Origin of the sequence: Amycolatopsis balhimycina FH 1894, assembly GCF_000384295.1 — a bacterium.
Taxonomy (GTDB): Bacteria; Actinomycetota; Actinomycetes; order Mycobacteriales; family Pseudonocardiaceae; genus Amycolatopsis; species Amycolatopsis balhimycina.
Window position 1 is genome coordinate 6544429 of the sequence record NZ_KB913037.1, and the last position, 14558, is coordinate 6558986.

Below are 14558 nucleotides of genomic sequence, written 5' to 3' on the forward strand. Positions count from 1 at the left end.
CCGCTCGTGACCGTGACGCTCAAGGACGTCGCCATGCTCGCCGGAGTGTCGGTGAAGACGGTGTCGAACGTCGTGAACGGCTACGCCTTCGTCAAGCCGGAGAACCGCCGGCGCGTCGAGGAAGCCCTGGCGGCGACCGGGTACCGGCCGAACATCGGCGCCCGCAACCTCCGCCGCGGCCGCACCGGGTTCCTCGCGCTGATGGTGCCGGAATTGTCGATCCCGTACTTCGGCGAGCTGGCGGGGCTGGTCATCACGGCGGCGCAGAAGCGCGGGTGGAGCGTCCTGATCGAACAGACGCAAGGGACACGGGAGCGGGAGCGGGAGACGCTGTCGTCCTTGGGGCCCCACCTGGTCGACGGTGCCCTGGTGCACCCCGAGGCGCTGGAGGCGGCGGACTTCCCGTCGGATCCGGGCGGGATCCCGCTGGTCATGCTGGGCGAGCACGCGGTGGACGTGCCCTTCGATCACGTGGCGATCGACAACGTCCTGGCCGCCCGGACGGCGGTGTCCCACCTGGCTTCGCTGGGCCGCACGCGGATCGCGGCGATCGGCCGCAACCCGGCGCGCGGGACGTCGTCCCAGCGGCTGGCCGGTTATCGTTCGGCGCTGTCGGAGGCGGGTTTGTCCTATTCGGACGCTTTGGTGGCCCCGGCGGAGAAGTGGCACCGGTCGGTCGGGGCGGCGGCGATGAAGTCGTTGCTGGCCCTGGACTCGCCGCCCGACGGAGTGTTCTGCTTCAACGACCTCCTGGCCGTCGGCGCGTTGCGGGCGGTGGCCGAGCTGGGCCTGCGAGTCCCGGACGACGTGGCGATCGTGGGTTTCGACAACAACGAAGAGAGCGCATTCTCGCTGCCGTCGCTGACGACGATCGCGCCGGACAAGACGGCGCTGGCGGAGGCGGCGGTCGACCTCGTGCACCGGCGGATCACCGGAGACACGACGTCCCCGCCGCAGGACATCCAGACCCCGTTCGCTCTGGAGATCCGCGAAAGCACCCGCGGCGGCCGCTGAGACCCCAACGCCCCAATGCCACATTGGGGTGCTTTGGTCAGCGGGACGGCCAGTGCCACGAAGGCCGGTCGAGGCGGCCCTGGCCGGCCACCTTCGTCTCGCCGTACTCCTTCTCCAGTTCGACCGTGCCCACGTCGGTCACCTCCGCCAGTGCGCGGATCAGGGGCCGGGCGTGCGACACCACCACCAGCTGGGTCTCCTTCGCCGCCGTCGCGATCAAGGTCGCCAAGGCCGGCAGGAGGTCCGGGTGGAGGCTCGTCTCCGGCTCGTTCAGCACCAGCAGCTCCGGTGGGCGCGGGGTCAGCAGGGCCGCCACCCACAGGAGGAACCGCAGCGTGCCGTCGGACAGCTCCGCCGCCGACAGCGGCCGTAGCAGGCCGTGCTGGCGGAACTCGACCGACAGCAGGCCGTCCTCGGAGCGCCGCACCTCCAAGGTCGAGCCGGGGAACGCCGCGTCGAGCACTTCCGCCAGGCCCTCGGCGTGGCCCACCTCGATGATCGTCTGCAGGGCCGCCGCGAGGTCGGCGCCGTCGTGGGACAGCACCGGGGTGCGGGTGCCGATGCGGGACTGGCGGGCCGGGGCGTCGGCGTCCGTGCGGAAGTGGTCGTAGAAACGCCACGACCGGATGCGTTCCCGCAGCACCAGCAGCTCCGGGCACGCCCGCGGGTCCGAGAACTCGCTCAGCATGCTGTCGGTCAACCGGATCTTGAACCGGTCCTCGCCCCAGGCCCCGGAGGAAACGCGGGTGCGCACCGACGGGCCCGCCCGGTCCGCGAGCAACGCGGCCGGCCGCAGGAACGGTCCCGACCACACCGCTTCCCGCTTGAACTCCGGGTCGAGGTTGAACAGCGTCTTCTTGCCTGGCACCGGGAACCCCAGGTCGAGCGCGTAGCCGAACTCGTCGCCGGCGAAGCCGAGCCGCAGCCCGACGGCCTTCGTGTGCACCTTGCCCTCAACCCGCGAAGTGCCCCGTCGCACGCCGTTCTCCGGCCCGGCCCACAGCGTCGACGGCAGCCCGCCCTCACGGGCCAGCGCCGCCACGGCGCCGTTGCGCGACGCGTCCGCCAGCAGCCGCAACGCCCGGTACAGGCTGGACTTGCCGCTGCCGTTCGGTCCGGTGACGACGGTCAGGCCCGACAGCGGGATCACCAGATCACGCAGCGAGCGGTAGTTCTCGACGGCCAGCGTGGTGAGCATGCCCCGAACCTAGCGGGCGCCCCGTCGCAAGTCCGTGAATGGCACATTGAGAGACGTAGAGTCCCTCGATGTGCCATTCACGGACCGTCGCGGCCTGGCTCAGCCGACCGGGTCCGCCAGCGGGATCTCGCCTTCGCCGAGCCAGGAGCCGCGCCACGCGAGGTCGGCCCTGACCAGTGGTTTTCCGCAGTTGTCGCACTTGGCGCCCGGTCGCGTGAGCTGCCCGCAGCGGGTGTGGACCAGGTCTGTCGGGCCGTACTCGCTCTTCGTCGCGGTGTACGCGTCACCCCACGCGCCGAGCGCGTGCAGCACCGGCAACGCGTCCGAGCCGGCCTGGGTGAGGCGGTACTCGTGGCGAGTGCGGCCGCCGTCGCGGTAGGGGAGCTTCGTCAGCAGGCCGCGGTCGACGAGCTTGGCCAGCCGGGTCGTCAGCACGTTGTCGGCGATGCCGAGCTGGGCGCGGAAGTCCTCGAACCGGGTGGTGCCCGCGGTGGCGTTGCGCAGGATCAGCAGCGTCCACGGCTCGCCGAGGACGTCGGCGGCGCGGGCGATCGGGCAGGAGGCGTCCTCCCACGTGATGCGACGGCTCATCGTGTGATCCCTTCGTGCTGACTTGCTCCGAGCAAGTTTACGCCGTAGGGTCGGCCGTAGCTAGCTTGCAACGAGCAAGCCAGATGCGAGAGGAGTTCGTCATGGAGATCACGGGTGCGGTGGCGCTGGTCACCGGAGCCAACCGGGGGCTCGGCCGTCAGTTCGCCGCCGCCCTCCTCGAGCGCGGCGCGGCCAAGGTCTACGCCGCCGCGCGGAATCCCGAATCGGTCGACCTGCCCGGGGTGGTCCCGCTGAAGCTCGACGTCACCGACCCCGAGTCGATCCGGGAAGCCGCCGCGATCGCCGGAGACGTCACGCTGCTGGTCAACAACGCCGGCTCGTCCACCGGGGCGTCGCTGCTCGGCGGGTCCCTCGACGACATCCGGCTGGAGATGGACACGCACTACTTCGGCACCCTCGGCGTGACGCGCGAGTTCGCGCCCGTGCTGGAGCGCAACGGCGGCGGCGCGGTGCTCAACGTGCTCTCCGTGCTTTCCTGGTTCACCGCGCCGCAGGTCGCGGCGTACTCCGCGGCGAAGGCGGCGGCCTGGTCGCTGACCAACGCGCTGCGCCTGGAACTGGCCCCGCAGAAGACCCTGGTGACCGGGCTGCACGTCGGCTACATGGACACCGACATGGCCAAGAACGTCGACGGGCCGAAGGCCGACCCGGCGATCGTGGCGGGTCTCGCGCTCGACGGCGTCGCCCAGGGCCGCTTCGAGGTGATCGCCGACGACATCAGCCGGAACGTGCGCGCCGGGCTGGCCGGCGACCTGACCGGGCTCTACCCGGCGCTGGTGTCTTGAGTCCACTTCGGACGGTGTCGGCCCGCTGAACGGGTTCCCGGTCAACGGGAGCCGGCGCCGTTCGTATTGACCGTGGCGGTATGTCGACTTAGCGTTTTCCGACAGTAAGGAAACTTTCCTAACTGTCGGAGGTCATCATGTACAGACCCCGCGCGATCGCCATGGCGATCGCGGCCGTCGGCGCGCTGCTGGCAGCGGCGTTCGTGCCCGCGGCCGCGAACGCCGCGACTACCACCTACGAAGCCGAGAACGCCACCATTTCCCAAGGCGCGGTCAACTCCGACCACGCCGGCTTCACCGGCACCGGCTTCGTCAACTACGACAACCTGACCGGCTCCTACGTCCAGTGGCCGGTCTCGGTCGCCGTCGCCGGCAGCACGACGCTGACCTTGCGGTTCGCCAACGGCACGACGACCGCTCGGCCGATGACCGTCGCCGTCGACGGCACGACCGTCGCGACGCCGTCGTTCGCCGGGACCGGCGCCTGGACGACGTGGGCCACCACGCCGGTGTCCGTGACGCTGACCGCGGGCACGCACACCGTCCGGGCGACCGCGACGACCGCGAACGGCGGCCCGAACGTCGACTCGCTGACCGTCGGCGACTCCGGGGGCGGCGGTGGGGCGCCGAGCGCGTCCGAACTGCTGGCCAAGCTGACGTCGTGCAGCCAGATCTCCAGCGGCAAGTACAAGACCGACTCCGAGACGAGCCGGACGATCCCGGTGTGCGGGCTTTCGGACGCGGTCTTCTGGAAGGCCGACATGGACATCGACTGCGACGGCCAGCGGACCTCGCAGTGCAACGAGAACACCGACTGCTGCTTCCAGGCCGACACGGCGTTCCACCAGTCCGACGGGAAACCGCTGAACGCCGCGGTACTGCCGTACGTCGTCGTGCCGAGCCCGAGCAGTACCTGGGACTACCGGAAGTTCGGCATCGCGGGCGCCGGCGTCGTGGCGGTGATCTACAACAACCAGGTGACCTACGCCGTGGTCGGTGACACCGGGCCGACCGACATCATCGGCGAAGCGTCCTATGCGACCGCGAGTTCGCTCGGGATCAACCCGGACCCGTCGAACGGCGGCACGGACTCGGGCGTCACCTACCTTTTCTTCAAGAATTCGAAGGTGACGCCGATCGAGAGCCACGCCAACGCCGTGAGCACCGGCGAAGCGCTCGCCCGGCAGTTCGTGGACAACCACTGACGCTCCGGGGTCCCCCCGTTGGGGGACCCCGGAACACCGGCCCGGCGGGCGCGGGCGTATGAATGGGTGGGTGCCCGAAAACGTCGAAACCGGAAACGGCCGAACGAGGAACCGCTGGGGCGAAGGGGAACGGCTGCGCGGGGAGATTCTGGCCGCGGCCGGCCGGCTGCTAGCCGAGCTGGGCGGCGAGGACGGGCTGACGATCCGCGGGGTGGCGCGCGCGGTCGGCATCGCCCCGGCGAGCATCTACCAGCATTTTTCCGATCGTGCGGAATTGGTGCGCGGCTTGCTCGACCACGAATACACGCGGCTGCGCGACGCGATGTGCGCGGCGGAGGAGCCGCTGGGCGAAACCGACGTCGTCGGCCGGGTGCGGGCGCAGATTCACGCTTACTGCACGTTCGCCATGGAGAACCCGGGGCATTACCGGCTGATGCTCGCGAACGGCGCGTCGCGCCCGGATCCCGGCGCCCGCGCGGAAGGCCCGCTGCTGGACGTGATCGACCGCCTGGCGGCGGGCTTCGAGCGCTGCGTCGAAGCCGGCCACCTGCTGAGGGTGACCCCGGGCCGCGCGGCGGCCGTGGTGTTCGTCGGCGCGCACGGGCGGGTGGCCCTGTTCCACAGCGTGCTCAACCGGACCGGGGCCGAGCTGGTGGAGCCGTTCGTCGACGAGCTGATCTCACTCGTCTTCGTGTGAGTTCAGACGGCCCGGTGCAGGGCGTCGATGTCCCTCCCGAGGTGTTCGGCGACGAACCTCGCCCGGTCCGCGTCGCCGTCCTTGCGCGGTGCCATCTCCACCAGCATGATCAGGTCCAGGTACACGCGGTACAACGCCAGCCGGCGGCGAGCGGGCGCGTCGAACCGCGCCGGGCCGCCGGCCGCGCGGTAGCCCGCCACCAGGTCGGTGTCCAGGTCGCGGAACAGCGTCAGGGAGACGAATTCCGCCACCGGGTCGCCCCAGAACGCGCGCTCGGCGTCGATGATCCCCGACACCCGGCCGTCGTCGAGGAGGATGTTGCCGTCCCACAGGTCGAAGTGCACCAGGACCGGTGTCGCGACCAGCGCCAGCAGTGGCTCGTGACGGCGCACAAGGTGCGCGATCTCCGCGGCCGGCCGCGGCAGACGCACCCCGTACCGGACGGCGCCCGCGAGCACGGCGTCCACCATCGCCGTGAACGCCGCCGGCCACGTCGGGTGCAGGGGATCCTGCGGGTAGCCGAACCCCTCGCCGGTCACCTTGTGCAGTCCCGCGACGATCCCGCCGAGCTCCCGCCGCAGCCGCGGACGATCGGCGACCTCGCGGCCGTGCCAGGGAACGCCGGGCACCTCCGTCATCAGCAGGAATCCCGGCCCGGCGCCCACCACCGACGGCAGCGGCCCCGGCACCAGGCGGTAGTACTCCGCCTCCGTCGCCAGCAGGTCGTGTTCGTGTGCGAGACCGGGAGCGGTCGGCGCGATCTTGAGCACCAGCCGCCGCCCGTCCGCCAGTCTCAGCCGGACCGCCGTGTTGTACGTACCCCCGCCGATTTCCCCGGCCGTCACCACCGAAGCCGGGTCGATGCCCGATGCGATCAGTTCCCCGTCCACCCGGCCGAGTCTCCCAGCTTTTCCGCCGCGTCGGCCAGATCTTCCGGCGTCGGGGCGTCGTCCTGGGTCAGCTTTCGCCGCCAGTAGCCGGTGAACTCGATGTCGCCCTTGGGTAAGCCGCGCTCGCCGACGAGGTGACGACGCAACGCGCGGACCGTCGACGCCTCACCGGCCAGCCAGGCCGCCGACCCCGCCGGCAGCACCGCCCCACGCACCGCCTCCAGGAGACGGCTGCCGTGCTCGGCGCCGTTCCGGTGCAGCCAGTGCACCTCGCCGGGCAGCGGCTGCTCCTCCGCCACGTCTTCGACCTCGAGGAACACCGCTGGACTGTCCACTTCGGACATGATCGAGGCGACGGCGGGGATCGCCGTCTCATCGCCCGCGAGGAGCAGAGTGTCCGCTGCGGACAGTGGGCGGCGGTAGGCCGGGTCCGGGCCGTAGCGGCCGAGGACGTCACCCACTGCCGCCTGGAACGCCCAGGCCGTGGCCGGGCCCGCCGGACCGGGGTGCAGCACGAAGTCCACGTCGATCGTGCCGCGATTCCGCGAGCGCACGGTGTAGCTGCGCATCACCGGCCGCTCTTCCTCGGGGATCGCGAGGAACGCCTGGTACCAGCGCATGACGTCGTCGTCCGCCGCCGTCGGCAGCCGCACCGGGCAGCCCGGTGGCGGGACCAGCAGCTTGAGCTGCTGGTCCGGCCACGGCTCCAGCTCGCCGAGGCCGTCGCCGGTGAAGGTGACGCGCGCGGTGCGCGGGGTCACGCGCCGCACCGCGGTGACTTCGAGCAGGCCGGTCGGGTTCATGGCTTTCCCAGGTATTCGCGCAGATGCCGGGCGGTGAGCGTGGCGGCGTCGGCCACCAGCGAAGCCGGCGTACCTTCGAAGACCACGCGGCCGCCGTCGTGGCCGGCGCCGGGGCCGAGGTCGATGAGCCAGTCGGCGTGGGCCATCACGGCCTGGTGGTGCTCGATGACGATCACCGTGTTGCCCGCGTCGACGATCCGGTCCAGCAGCGCCAGGAGCTGGTCGACGTCGGCGAGGTGCAGGCCGGTCGTCGGCTCGTCGAGGATGTACGTCGAGCCGTGCTCGGCCATCCGGATCGCCAGCTTGAGCCGTTGCCGCTCACCTCCCGAGAGCGTGGTCAGCGGCTGCCCGAGTGTCAGGTAGCCGAGGCCGACGTCGGCGAGGCGGTCGAGCACGGTCCGCGCGGTGCCGGACGGGAAGAACTCGCGCGCCTCGGCGACGGACATCGCCAGGACCTCGCTGATGTTCTTGGGTGCGGCGGAGTTCTTGCCGCGCAGCTCGAACGTGAGCACCTTCGGCGTGAACCGCTTGCCTTCGCACTCCTCGCAGACGGACGCGACCCCGGCCATCATCGCGAGGTCGGTGTAGATCACGCCGAGCCCCTTGCACTTCGGGCAGGCGCCTTCGGAGTTGGCGCTGAACAGGCTCGCCTTGACGCCGTTGGCCTTGGCGAAGGCCGCGCGGATCGGGTCGAGCAGGCCGGTGTAGGTCGCCGGGTTGGACCGCCGGGACCCGCGGATCGCCGACTGGTCGACCACGACGACGCCGTCCCGGTGGGCCAGCGAGCCGTGGATCAGCGACGACTTCCCGGACCCGGCGACGCCGGTGACGACGGTCAGCACGCCGAGGGGGACGTTCACGCTGACGTCACGCAAGTTGTGCAGGCGAGCGCCGGTGATCCTGACGTGCCCGGACGGCTTGCGCGGCTCCGGGCGCAGCGTGACCCGGTGGTCGAGGTGGCGGCCGGTGAGCGTGCCGGACGCGCGCAGGCCGTCGATGCTCCCGGTGTAGCAGAGCCGCCCGCCCGCGGCGCCCGCGCCGGGACCGAGGTCGACGACGTGGTCGGCGATCCGGATCGTCTCCGGCTTGTGCTCGACGACCAGGATCGTGTTCCCCTTGTCCCGCAAGCACAACAAGAGGTTGTTCATCCGCTCGATGTCGTGCGGGTGCAGCCCGACGGTCGGCTCGTCGAAGACGTAGGTGACGTCGGTGAGACTGGAACCCAGGTGGCGCACCATCTTCACCCGCTGCGCCTCGCCGCCCGAGAGCGTCGCGGACTCGCGGTCGAGCGAGAGGTAGCCGAGGCCGATCTCGACCAGCGAGTCGAGGGTGTCGCGCAGGTTGCCCAGCAGTGGCCGGATCGACGGCGCGTCGAGGTTCCGCACGAACTCGGCGAGGTCGCTGATCTGCATGGCCGAGCAGTCGGCGATGTTCTTCCCGTCGATCTTCGCCGACAGCGCGGCCTGGTTGAGCCGGGCGCCGCCGCACTCGCCGCAGGTCTTGAAGGTGGCCGCCTTCTCGACGAACGCCCGCAGGTGCGACTGCAGCGATTCGGTGTCCTTCTGCAGGTAGAGCCGTTTGACCTTCAGCGCGAGGCCTTCGTAGGTGAGGTTGTTCTTGCCGACCTTCACCTTGCACGGCCCCTTGTGCAGCAGGTCGTCGAGCTGCTCCGGGGTGAAGTCGCGGATCTTCGCGTCCGGGTCGAAGAAGCCGGAGGACACGTAGATCTGGACGTACCAGTTGTCGGGCGCCCACCCGGGGACCAGGACGGCGCCCTCGTTGAGCGAGCGGTTGAAGTCGAGCAGGGCGCGCACGTCGAGGTCGGACACCCGGCCGAGGCCCTCGCAGGCCGGGCACATGCCCTCGGGCAGGTTGAAGCTGAACGCGCCGGACGTGCCGACGTACGGTTCGCCGAGCCGCGAGTACGCGATCCGCAGCATCGCGTAGGCGTCGGTCGCGGTGCCGACCGTGGAGCGTGAGTTGGCGCCCATCCGTTCCTGGTCGACGACGATGGCCGCGCTGAGGTTCTCCAGCAGGTCGACGTCCGGGCGCGACAGGCTCGGCATGAACGACTGGAGGAAGGCGCTGTAGGTCTCGTTGATCAGCCGCTGCGACTCGGCCGCGATGGTGCCGAAGACCAGGGACGACTTGCCGGAGCCGGAGACGCCGGTGAAGACCGTGAGCCGCCGCTTCGGGATGTCGAGGTCGATGCCGGTGAGGTTGTTCTCCCGGGCGCCCCGGACCTCGATCACGTCGTGGGTGTCGGCGGCCCGCCTGGGTGAGGTCATACCGTCCTTCTTGATAGCTTAGGCTGTAAAGTGATTGTCCATCGTACATTACTTTATGGTGTAAGGAGTCGGCAAGGTGGTCGTCTTCGCGGGTCAGGGCGACGCCCGGCGGTCCATGGAACTGCTGTGGGGGCCGCGCGTGGTCGCGCCGCGCACCGGCCCGGGCCCCAAACCGGGCCTGTCGGTCGAGGCGATCGTCGCGGCGGCGATCGAGATAGCGGACGCCGAGGGCATGGGCGCGCTGTCGATGCGATCGGTCGGCGAACGCCTCGGCCGCACGGCGATGGCGCTGTACACGTACGTGCCGGGCAAGACCGAGCTGGTCGACCTCATGTACGACCGGACGCTGGGGGAGCTGCCTTCGTCTTTTCCGGTTTCGGATGGCTGGCGCCCGGCGGCGTTGGCCTTGGCGAGCTCGTTGTGGGACCTGCACTTGCGGCACCCGTGGCTGCTGCAGGTCTCGCCGGCGCGCCCGGCGCTGGGGCCGGGGGAGTTCCACGTCCAGGAGACGCTGCTTTCCGTCTTGGCTGCGACCGGGTTGCCGTTGTCCCGGGTGCGCTGGGTGGTGGCGGCGCTGTTCAACGTCGTCCGCGGCTCGGTCCAGGCGGCGGCGGAGTCCCGCCAGGCGGCGACCGAGACGGGACAGTCCGAAGAGGACTGGTGGTACGCGCGCTCGGCGCTGCTGGGTGAGCTGGCGCCGGATCTGACGGCCCGGTTCCCGACGGTGGCCCGGCTCGGTGCCGAGGGCGCGTTCGAAGCGCCGTCCGACGAGCCTTACTTGGAGCGCGAGGCGCGGCTGTCGTTCGAGGCGGGCTTGGAGCTGCTGCTGGACGGCGTCGAAGCGGCGATCGTCAAGGCTTCCGGGCCTCGATGAGGAACCGGGTCGTGTGGGCGACGAACGGGCCCTCCCGCTCGATCAGTTCGTGCAGCTCCCGCCGGCCGCAACCGGGCCGACGCCTTCGCGACGTTCGGCGGCCACGACTCGGTGGCCACCATCAGCGGCGGCAGGGAAGGGCAGCCGTCGAGGACTTCGCCGAAGCTTCGGCCACCAAGTCCTCGAACATGACTCCGATCGTCACAAAGCGGGCGGAGGGCCGCCACCGGATTTCCGCACCGGCGGCGGGGGCACGGGCTTGGCGAGGGTGACAGCGGCGAACTCGACGACGACCGGGCCGCGGCGGGTGTCGACCGTGCACGTCGTTTCGTCGCGGGCCACCAGGTTCCCGAGTGCGTCGGTGAAGCCGCCCTCGATCCGGTAGCGCACTACGACCCGCGTGCCGAGCGGTAGTTCCCGCAGCAGTTTCACAGCCGCCCGCTCAGCTCCTCGTCGGACGGCTCGACCAGGAACGTGCCGTCCTCCCACACGATCGTCGGGATGCGGCGCGCGCCGTCCTGCAGCTCGCGGACCCGGCGCTCGGCGTCCGCGTCCGCCTCGACGTCCACATAGGAGTATTCGACGCCTTCGCGGTCGAGCAGCGCGCGGCTGCGCTTCACGTCCGGGCACCAGTCCGCGCCGTACACCGTCAGTTTCACGAAACTACCTCCGTAACAGGGCTTCCTTGGTTTTGCGCCGCCGGCGAGCGATCAGGGCGGTGAGGACCGTGATCAGCAGGACCAGGACCGTCACGAGCAGGGTCGCGATCAGGGGTGAGTCGAAGACGCCTCCGCTGACGATGCCGAGCAGGCTGTATGCGGTCGCCCAGAGGACGCAGGCGACGAGCGCGGCGGGCAGCAGCCGGCGCCACGGGTAGCTCAACGCGGCCGCCGCGAGCAGCACCGGGATCCGCCCGGCCGGGACGAGCCTGCCGATCACGACGAGCTGCCAGCCGCGGCGGGTGAACTGCTCGCGGGCCTTTTCGAGCCGTTCGGCGGGCTGGCGCCCGCTGATCCAGCGGAACGCGGCTTCGCTGCCCAGACGCGGGATCCCGAACGTCACGACGTCGCCGAGGTAGGCCCCGAGGACGGAGAGGACGATCACCAGCGGCAGGGACAGCCGGCCGCTGCTGGTCGCGACAGCGGCCGCGGCGCCGACCACCGCACCGGTGGGCACGATCGGGATGATCGAGCCGAGCAGCACGCCGCCGAACACCGCCGGGTACCCGAGGGCGGCCGGATCCGTCCAGTTCACGCGCGGTCCGCCGGAGCGGGAACGACCCGGTCACCGAGTTCGAGGCGGACGGTCGAATGGCCGAGGAAACGCAGGTTGAAGCCGCTCACACCGTCGAGTATCGCCTCCGCCGGACCCGGATGCCCGGCGGAGTGGCGCAGGCAACGCGGCTCAGCGACCTGCGGGCAGCAGGGACGAGATCCGCAGCGAGGACGTCCCGAGCCCGGTCGGCCCGCCGAGCACGGACCCGGCCACCGGGTGGTACCGCAGCTCCGTCTCGGTGTACCGCCCCACGTTCTCGTGCCAGTTCAGGATGCCGGCCATCCAGTCGCGGAACTCCCCGACGTACTCGAGCAGCATCTCCTGCACGTCCGGCGCGACGTCGTAGTCCCGGAACAGGGCGGGCAGCTCGATCGCCGCCGCGTGCTCGAACTCCGCCAGCCGGGCGTGCACCAGGTCGGTGACCACGGCGAACGCGCGCTCTTCCGGGCAGTCGAGGAAGTTCCGCACCACCAGCACGGCGTTGTGGAGCTCGCCCTCGTACTGGATCTCCTTGCGGTAGGAGTACAGGTCGTTGATCAGGCACGCGACGTCCGTCGCCGAGTGCTCGATGGCCTGCACCGGCCGGGTCCGGTACAGCGCGGGCGGCACCGAGCGGCCGTGCGAGAACCGGGAGAGGCTCATCGTGAGGTCCGAGCCGAACGTCCGGCGCCGCATCTCGACGTAGTCGATCGGGTCCGGGATCCGGTTCTGCGCCTGGTTCGCCAGCTCCCAGAGCCAGCTCGACGTCATCGTGTCGACCGCCTGGCGCACCTCGCGCCGGGCCTCCGGCGTCATGGCGGCCGTGGTCCGCGGCCAGATGTCGGCCAGCCCCGCTTCCAATGCCGTCGTGGGCGCGGGCATCGGCGAGTCGTCCACCGGCATGAACGCCGACAAGCGCAGGTTGCACGCCTTCGCGCCCGCGAGGTCGCGGGTCGCGCCGAACACCACCGGGTAGTAGTCGTCGGCGTAGGTGCCCCAGGTCAGCCAGTCGCTGGTGACGTCGAGCCCGTCGGCGGTGGCGTCGGGATGGATTCCCGCCGCACACAGCGGCAGGTCGGTGGCGCGCAGCTTCCGCTCGTCCCAGACCACGCCGTCGAGAAAACCCACGCGCCGCGCCCAGTCGACGTTGCGCACCCGGCACGTGCCCAGGTGCGGGCTGAGCCGCAGCGGGAACGGCACGTCGACGGACGGCCGCGGGACGTCGACCACGCGGAACGGCGTCGAGCCGTACGCCCGCAGCCGTTGCGGCGCGGTGGCGAGCACCGAGGAGAAGATGCGCGCCGCGGACGTCCCGAAGCCGGCCGCGCCGACCAGCTCCGGGCCGCCGCGGCCGGCCAAGGCGCCCTCGTTCATGTACCGGCTGGACCGCAGGTGCCATTCGTGCCCGCCGGACTGCCAGTCCTGCAGGCCCTTGACGTAGGCGAACGTCGCCGCGCGCGCGGCCGGGTCGACGCCGTGCTCGTCGAACAGCGCGGGCACTTCGGTGAGGGCGGTGTGCTCGAACTGGTGCAGCCGGGAGGTGATCAGGTCGTTGACCGCGTCGGCCGCCTGCTGGGTGCTCAGCCCGAGGAACTCCTCGAACACGAGCACGCCGTTGGACAGCTCGCCCTCGTCCTGGACCTCGCGCTGGTAGGAGAACAGGTCGTTGCGGAGGTGGACGCTGTCGGCGAAGCAGTCGCGCAGGACCTCCATCGGGCGCGACGCGGCGATCTCGTCAGGCACCTCGGCGTGCACCGAGTGCTCGACGAGGTTCGCCGACCACGGCGCGCCGCCGACCTTCCGCCGCATCTCGACGTATTCGATGGGGTTGGCGAGCCGGCCCTCGTTGATGTTGGCCAGCTCCCACAGCGACTCTTCCAGCAGCGCCTTCGTGCTCTCGACGAACCGGCGCCGCCAGCCGGCCGTGCGGTGCGGGACCGTGCGGTTCCACAGGTCGGTGAGGCCGCGCTCGACCGGGTTCTCCGGCGTCGCGGTGATCTCGCCCTCGGCGGGCATGAACAGGGTGAGCCGGTCGAGGTAGGTCCGCGCGCTGTCGATGTCGCCGGTGCGCTTGTACAGCTCCAGGAAGTGGTCGTCGAAGTAGAAGACCCAGACGTACCAGTCGGTGATCAGGTCGAGCTCTTCGGCGCCGGCGTCGGGGTGGGTGTAGGCGCAGAGCAGCGCGTAGTCGTGAGAGTCGAGGTCGTGTTCGGTCCAGATCACCGTGCCGTGCTGTGGCACGTCGATCATGTCCATCCCGCGCGCCCAGGCTTTGCTGTGCTCGCGCGCGCCCTCCAGGTGCGGGTTCAGGCGCGCCGGGTAGGGCATGTAGAACTCGGGGAGGACGAACGGCTGTTGAGGCACCCCGTGAGGCAACCAAACGAGACCGGTGCCCGCCAAGGGAAGCAGGCCGGTTGCACACGAACGGGCCGGACGCATCCCCCGGCCGGCCCAGCGGGGTTCACGACCCGGTCAGCACGCGGCGGGCGGCCGTCGCACGATGGTGGACGTACCCGAGCGAGGAGAGCCGATGAGCGACGAGACCAGAGTGGTCGACAACCCGGACGAGGACCGCTACGAGCTGTGGGCGGGGGAGAAGCTGGCGGGGGTCGCGCAGTACGACCGCCGCGGCGACCTCACGGTGTTCACCCACACCGAGATCGACGACGCGTTCGCCGGGCAGGGCCTGGGCAAGGTCCTGGCGGCGGGCGCGCTCGACGACGTCGTCGCGAACGGGCGGACGATCGTGCCGGTCTGCCCGTTCATCGTCGGGTACCTGAAGAAGCACCCGGGTTACGAGGAGCACGTCCGCTGGCCGCGTGAGTAGGCCGAAGGGGTATCGGCGTTAGGCCGTTCGGGGTGATCTGAGTGGTATGTCCGGTTCCCTTGGTTATTAACCAACCTTCGTCGGTGGTGCGTTGGTTGCCCGGCAACGAAA

Annotated in this window: 15 protein-coding genes; 6 read left to right on the forward strand and 9 right to left on the reverse strand. The window is 70.7% G+C overall.

All coding sequences use genetic code 11. The features are described 5' to 3' along the window. Positions 1–6 precede the first annotated feature (6 nt). Complete coding sequence (locus A3CE_RS0129965) at positions 7–1014, forward strand: LacI family DNA-binding transcriptional regulator (RefSeq protein ID WP_020643791.1); 1008 nt, start codon at positions 7–9, stop codon at positions 1012–1014. Positions 1015–1051: 37 nt separating this feature from the next. On the opposite strand, the gene A3CE_RS0129970 is transcribed toward A3CE_RS0129965, so the two are convergent. Both A3CE_RS0129970 and A3CE_RS0129975 read right to left on the reverse strand, forming a co-directional pair. Then, entirely contained in the window at positions 1052–2212 is a 1161-nt protein-coding gene (locus A3CE_RS0129970) for an AAA family ATPase (RefSeq protein ID WP_020643792.1), read from the reverse strand. A 99-nt stretch (positions 2213–2311) separates the two neighbouring features. Then, positions 2312–2803: a winged helix-turn-helix transcriptional regulator gene (locus A3CE_RS0129975; RefSeq protein ID WP_020643793.1), complete on the reverse strand. Its 492-nt coding sequence runs from the start codon at positions 2801–2803 to the stop codon at positions 2312–2314. A gap of 101 nt (positions 2804–2904) precedes the next feature. On the opposite strand from A3CE_RS0129975, the gene A3CE_RS0129980 reads away from it, so the two are divergent. The 3 genes from A3CE_RS0129980 (at position 2905) to A3CE_RS0129990 (ending at position 5511) form a co-directional block, all read left to right on the forward strand. Beyond that, entirely contained in the window at positions 2905–3609 is a 705-nt protein-coding gene (locus tag A3CE_RS0129980; protein ID WP_020643794.1) for an SDR family oxidoreductase, read from the forward strand. A gap of 161 nt (positions 3610–3770) precedes the next feature. Beyond that, on the forward strand, positions 3771–4814 hold the full coding sequence (locus A3CE_RS59940; RefSeq protein ID WP_084642143.1) for a glycoside hydrolase family 75 protein: 1044 nt from the start codon (positions 3771–3773) through the stop codon (positions 4812–4814). Positions 4815–4947: 133 nt separating this feature from the next. Beyond that, positions 4948–5511 (forward strand): TetR/AcrR family transcriptional regulator, encoded by a 564-nt coding sequence (locus A3CE_RS0129990; protein ID WP_026469009.1) that lies wholly within the window; start codon positions 4948–4950, stop codon positions 5509–5511. Between the two features lie 2 nt (positions 5512–5513). Here the strand turns inward: A3CE_RS0129990 and A3CE_RS0129995 are convergent, their stop codons facing one another. From A3CE_RS0129995 to A3CE_RS0130005, 3 genes are read right to left on the reverse strand one after another with little or no spacing between them, the layout of a single operon-like run. Then, a complete protein-coding gene (locus A3CE_RS0129995) occupies positions 5514–6401 on the reverse strand; it encodes a phosphotransferase family protein (protein ID WP_020643797.1) in 888 nt (295 codons plus the stop codon). Then, on the reverse strand, positions 6386–7204 hold the full coding sequence (locus A3CE_RS0130000) for a siderophore-interacting protein (RefSeq protein WP_020643798.1): 819 nt from the start codon (positions 7202–7204) through the stop codon (positions 6386–6388). Before A3CE_RS0130000 ends, A3CE_RS0129995 begins: the two co-directional genes overlap by 16 nt. After that, positions 7201–9492 carry an ATP-binding cassette domain-containing protein gene (locus A3CE_RS0130005; RefSeq protein WP_020643799.1) on the reverse strand — a complete coding sequence of 764 codons (2292 nt, stop codon included), beginning with the start codon at positions 9490–9492 and terminating at the stop codon, positions 7201–7203. Before A3CE_RS0130005 ends, A3CE_RS0130000 begins: the two co-directional genes overlap by 4 nt. Positions 9493–9568: 76 nt before the next feature. On the opposite strand from A3CE_RS0130005, the gene A3CE_RS0130010 reads away from it, so the two are divergent. Next, entirely contained in the window at positions 9569–10366 is a 798-nt protein-coding gene (locus A3CE_RS0130010; RefSeq protein ID WP_020643800.1) for a TetR/AcrR family transcriptional regulator C-terminal domain-containing protein, read from the forward strand. 201 nt (positions 10367–10567) lie between these two features. Here A3CE_RS0130010 and A3CE_RS0130015 read toward each other — a convergent pair whose 3' ends face one another. The 4 genes from A3CE_RS0130015 to A3CE_RS0130035 all read right to left on the reverse strand — a co-directional run bounded on the left by A3CE_RS0130015 (position 10568) and on the right by A3CE_RS0130035 (position 13948). Beyond that, positions 10568–10798, reverse strand: a complete 231-nt coding sequence (locus A3CE_RS0130015; protein WP_020643801.1) for a putative acetyltransferase — start codon at positions 10796–10798, stop codon at positions 10568–10570. Continuing rightward, on the reverse strand, positions 10795–11025 hold the full coding sequence (locus A3CE_RS0130020; RefSeq protein ID WP_020643802.1) for a glutaredoxin domain-containing protein: 231 nt from the start codon (positions 11023–11025) through the stop codon (positions 10795–10797). The genes A3CE_RS0130015 and A3CE_RS0130020 overlap by 4 nt, the downstream gene beginning before the upstream one ends. Before the next feature lie 4 nt (positions 11026–11029). After that, on the reverse strand, positions 11030–11620 hold the full coding sequence (locus tag A3CE_RS0130025) for a DedA family protein (RefSeq protein WP_020643803.1): 591 nt from the start codon (positions 11618–11620) through the stop codon (positions 11030–11032). 150 nt (positions 11621–11770) lie between these two features. After that, positions 11771–13948 carry a terpene synthase family protein gene (locus A3CE_RS0130035; RefSeq protein WP_020643805.1) on the reverse strand — a complete coding sequence of 726 codons (2178 nt, stop codon included), beginning with the start codon at positions 13946–13948 and terminating at the stop codon, positions 11771–11773. A 202-nt stretch (positions 13949–14150) separates the two neighbouring features. Here A3CE_RS0130035 and A3CE_RS0130040 point away from each other — a divergent pair, with 202 nt between their 5' ends. Beyond that, positions 14151–14447 carry a GNAT family N-acetyltransferase gene (locus tag A3CE_RS0130040; protein ID WP_020643806.1) on the forward strand — a complete coding sequence of 99 codons (297 nt, stop codon included), beginning with the start codon at positions 14151–14153 and terminating at the stop codon, positions 14445–14447. Positions 14448–14558 lie beyond the last annotated feature (111 nt).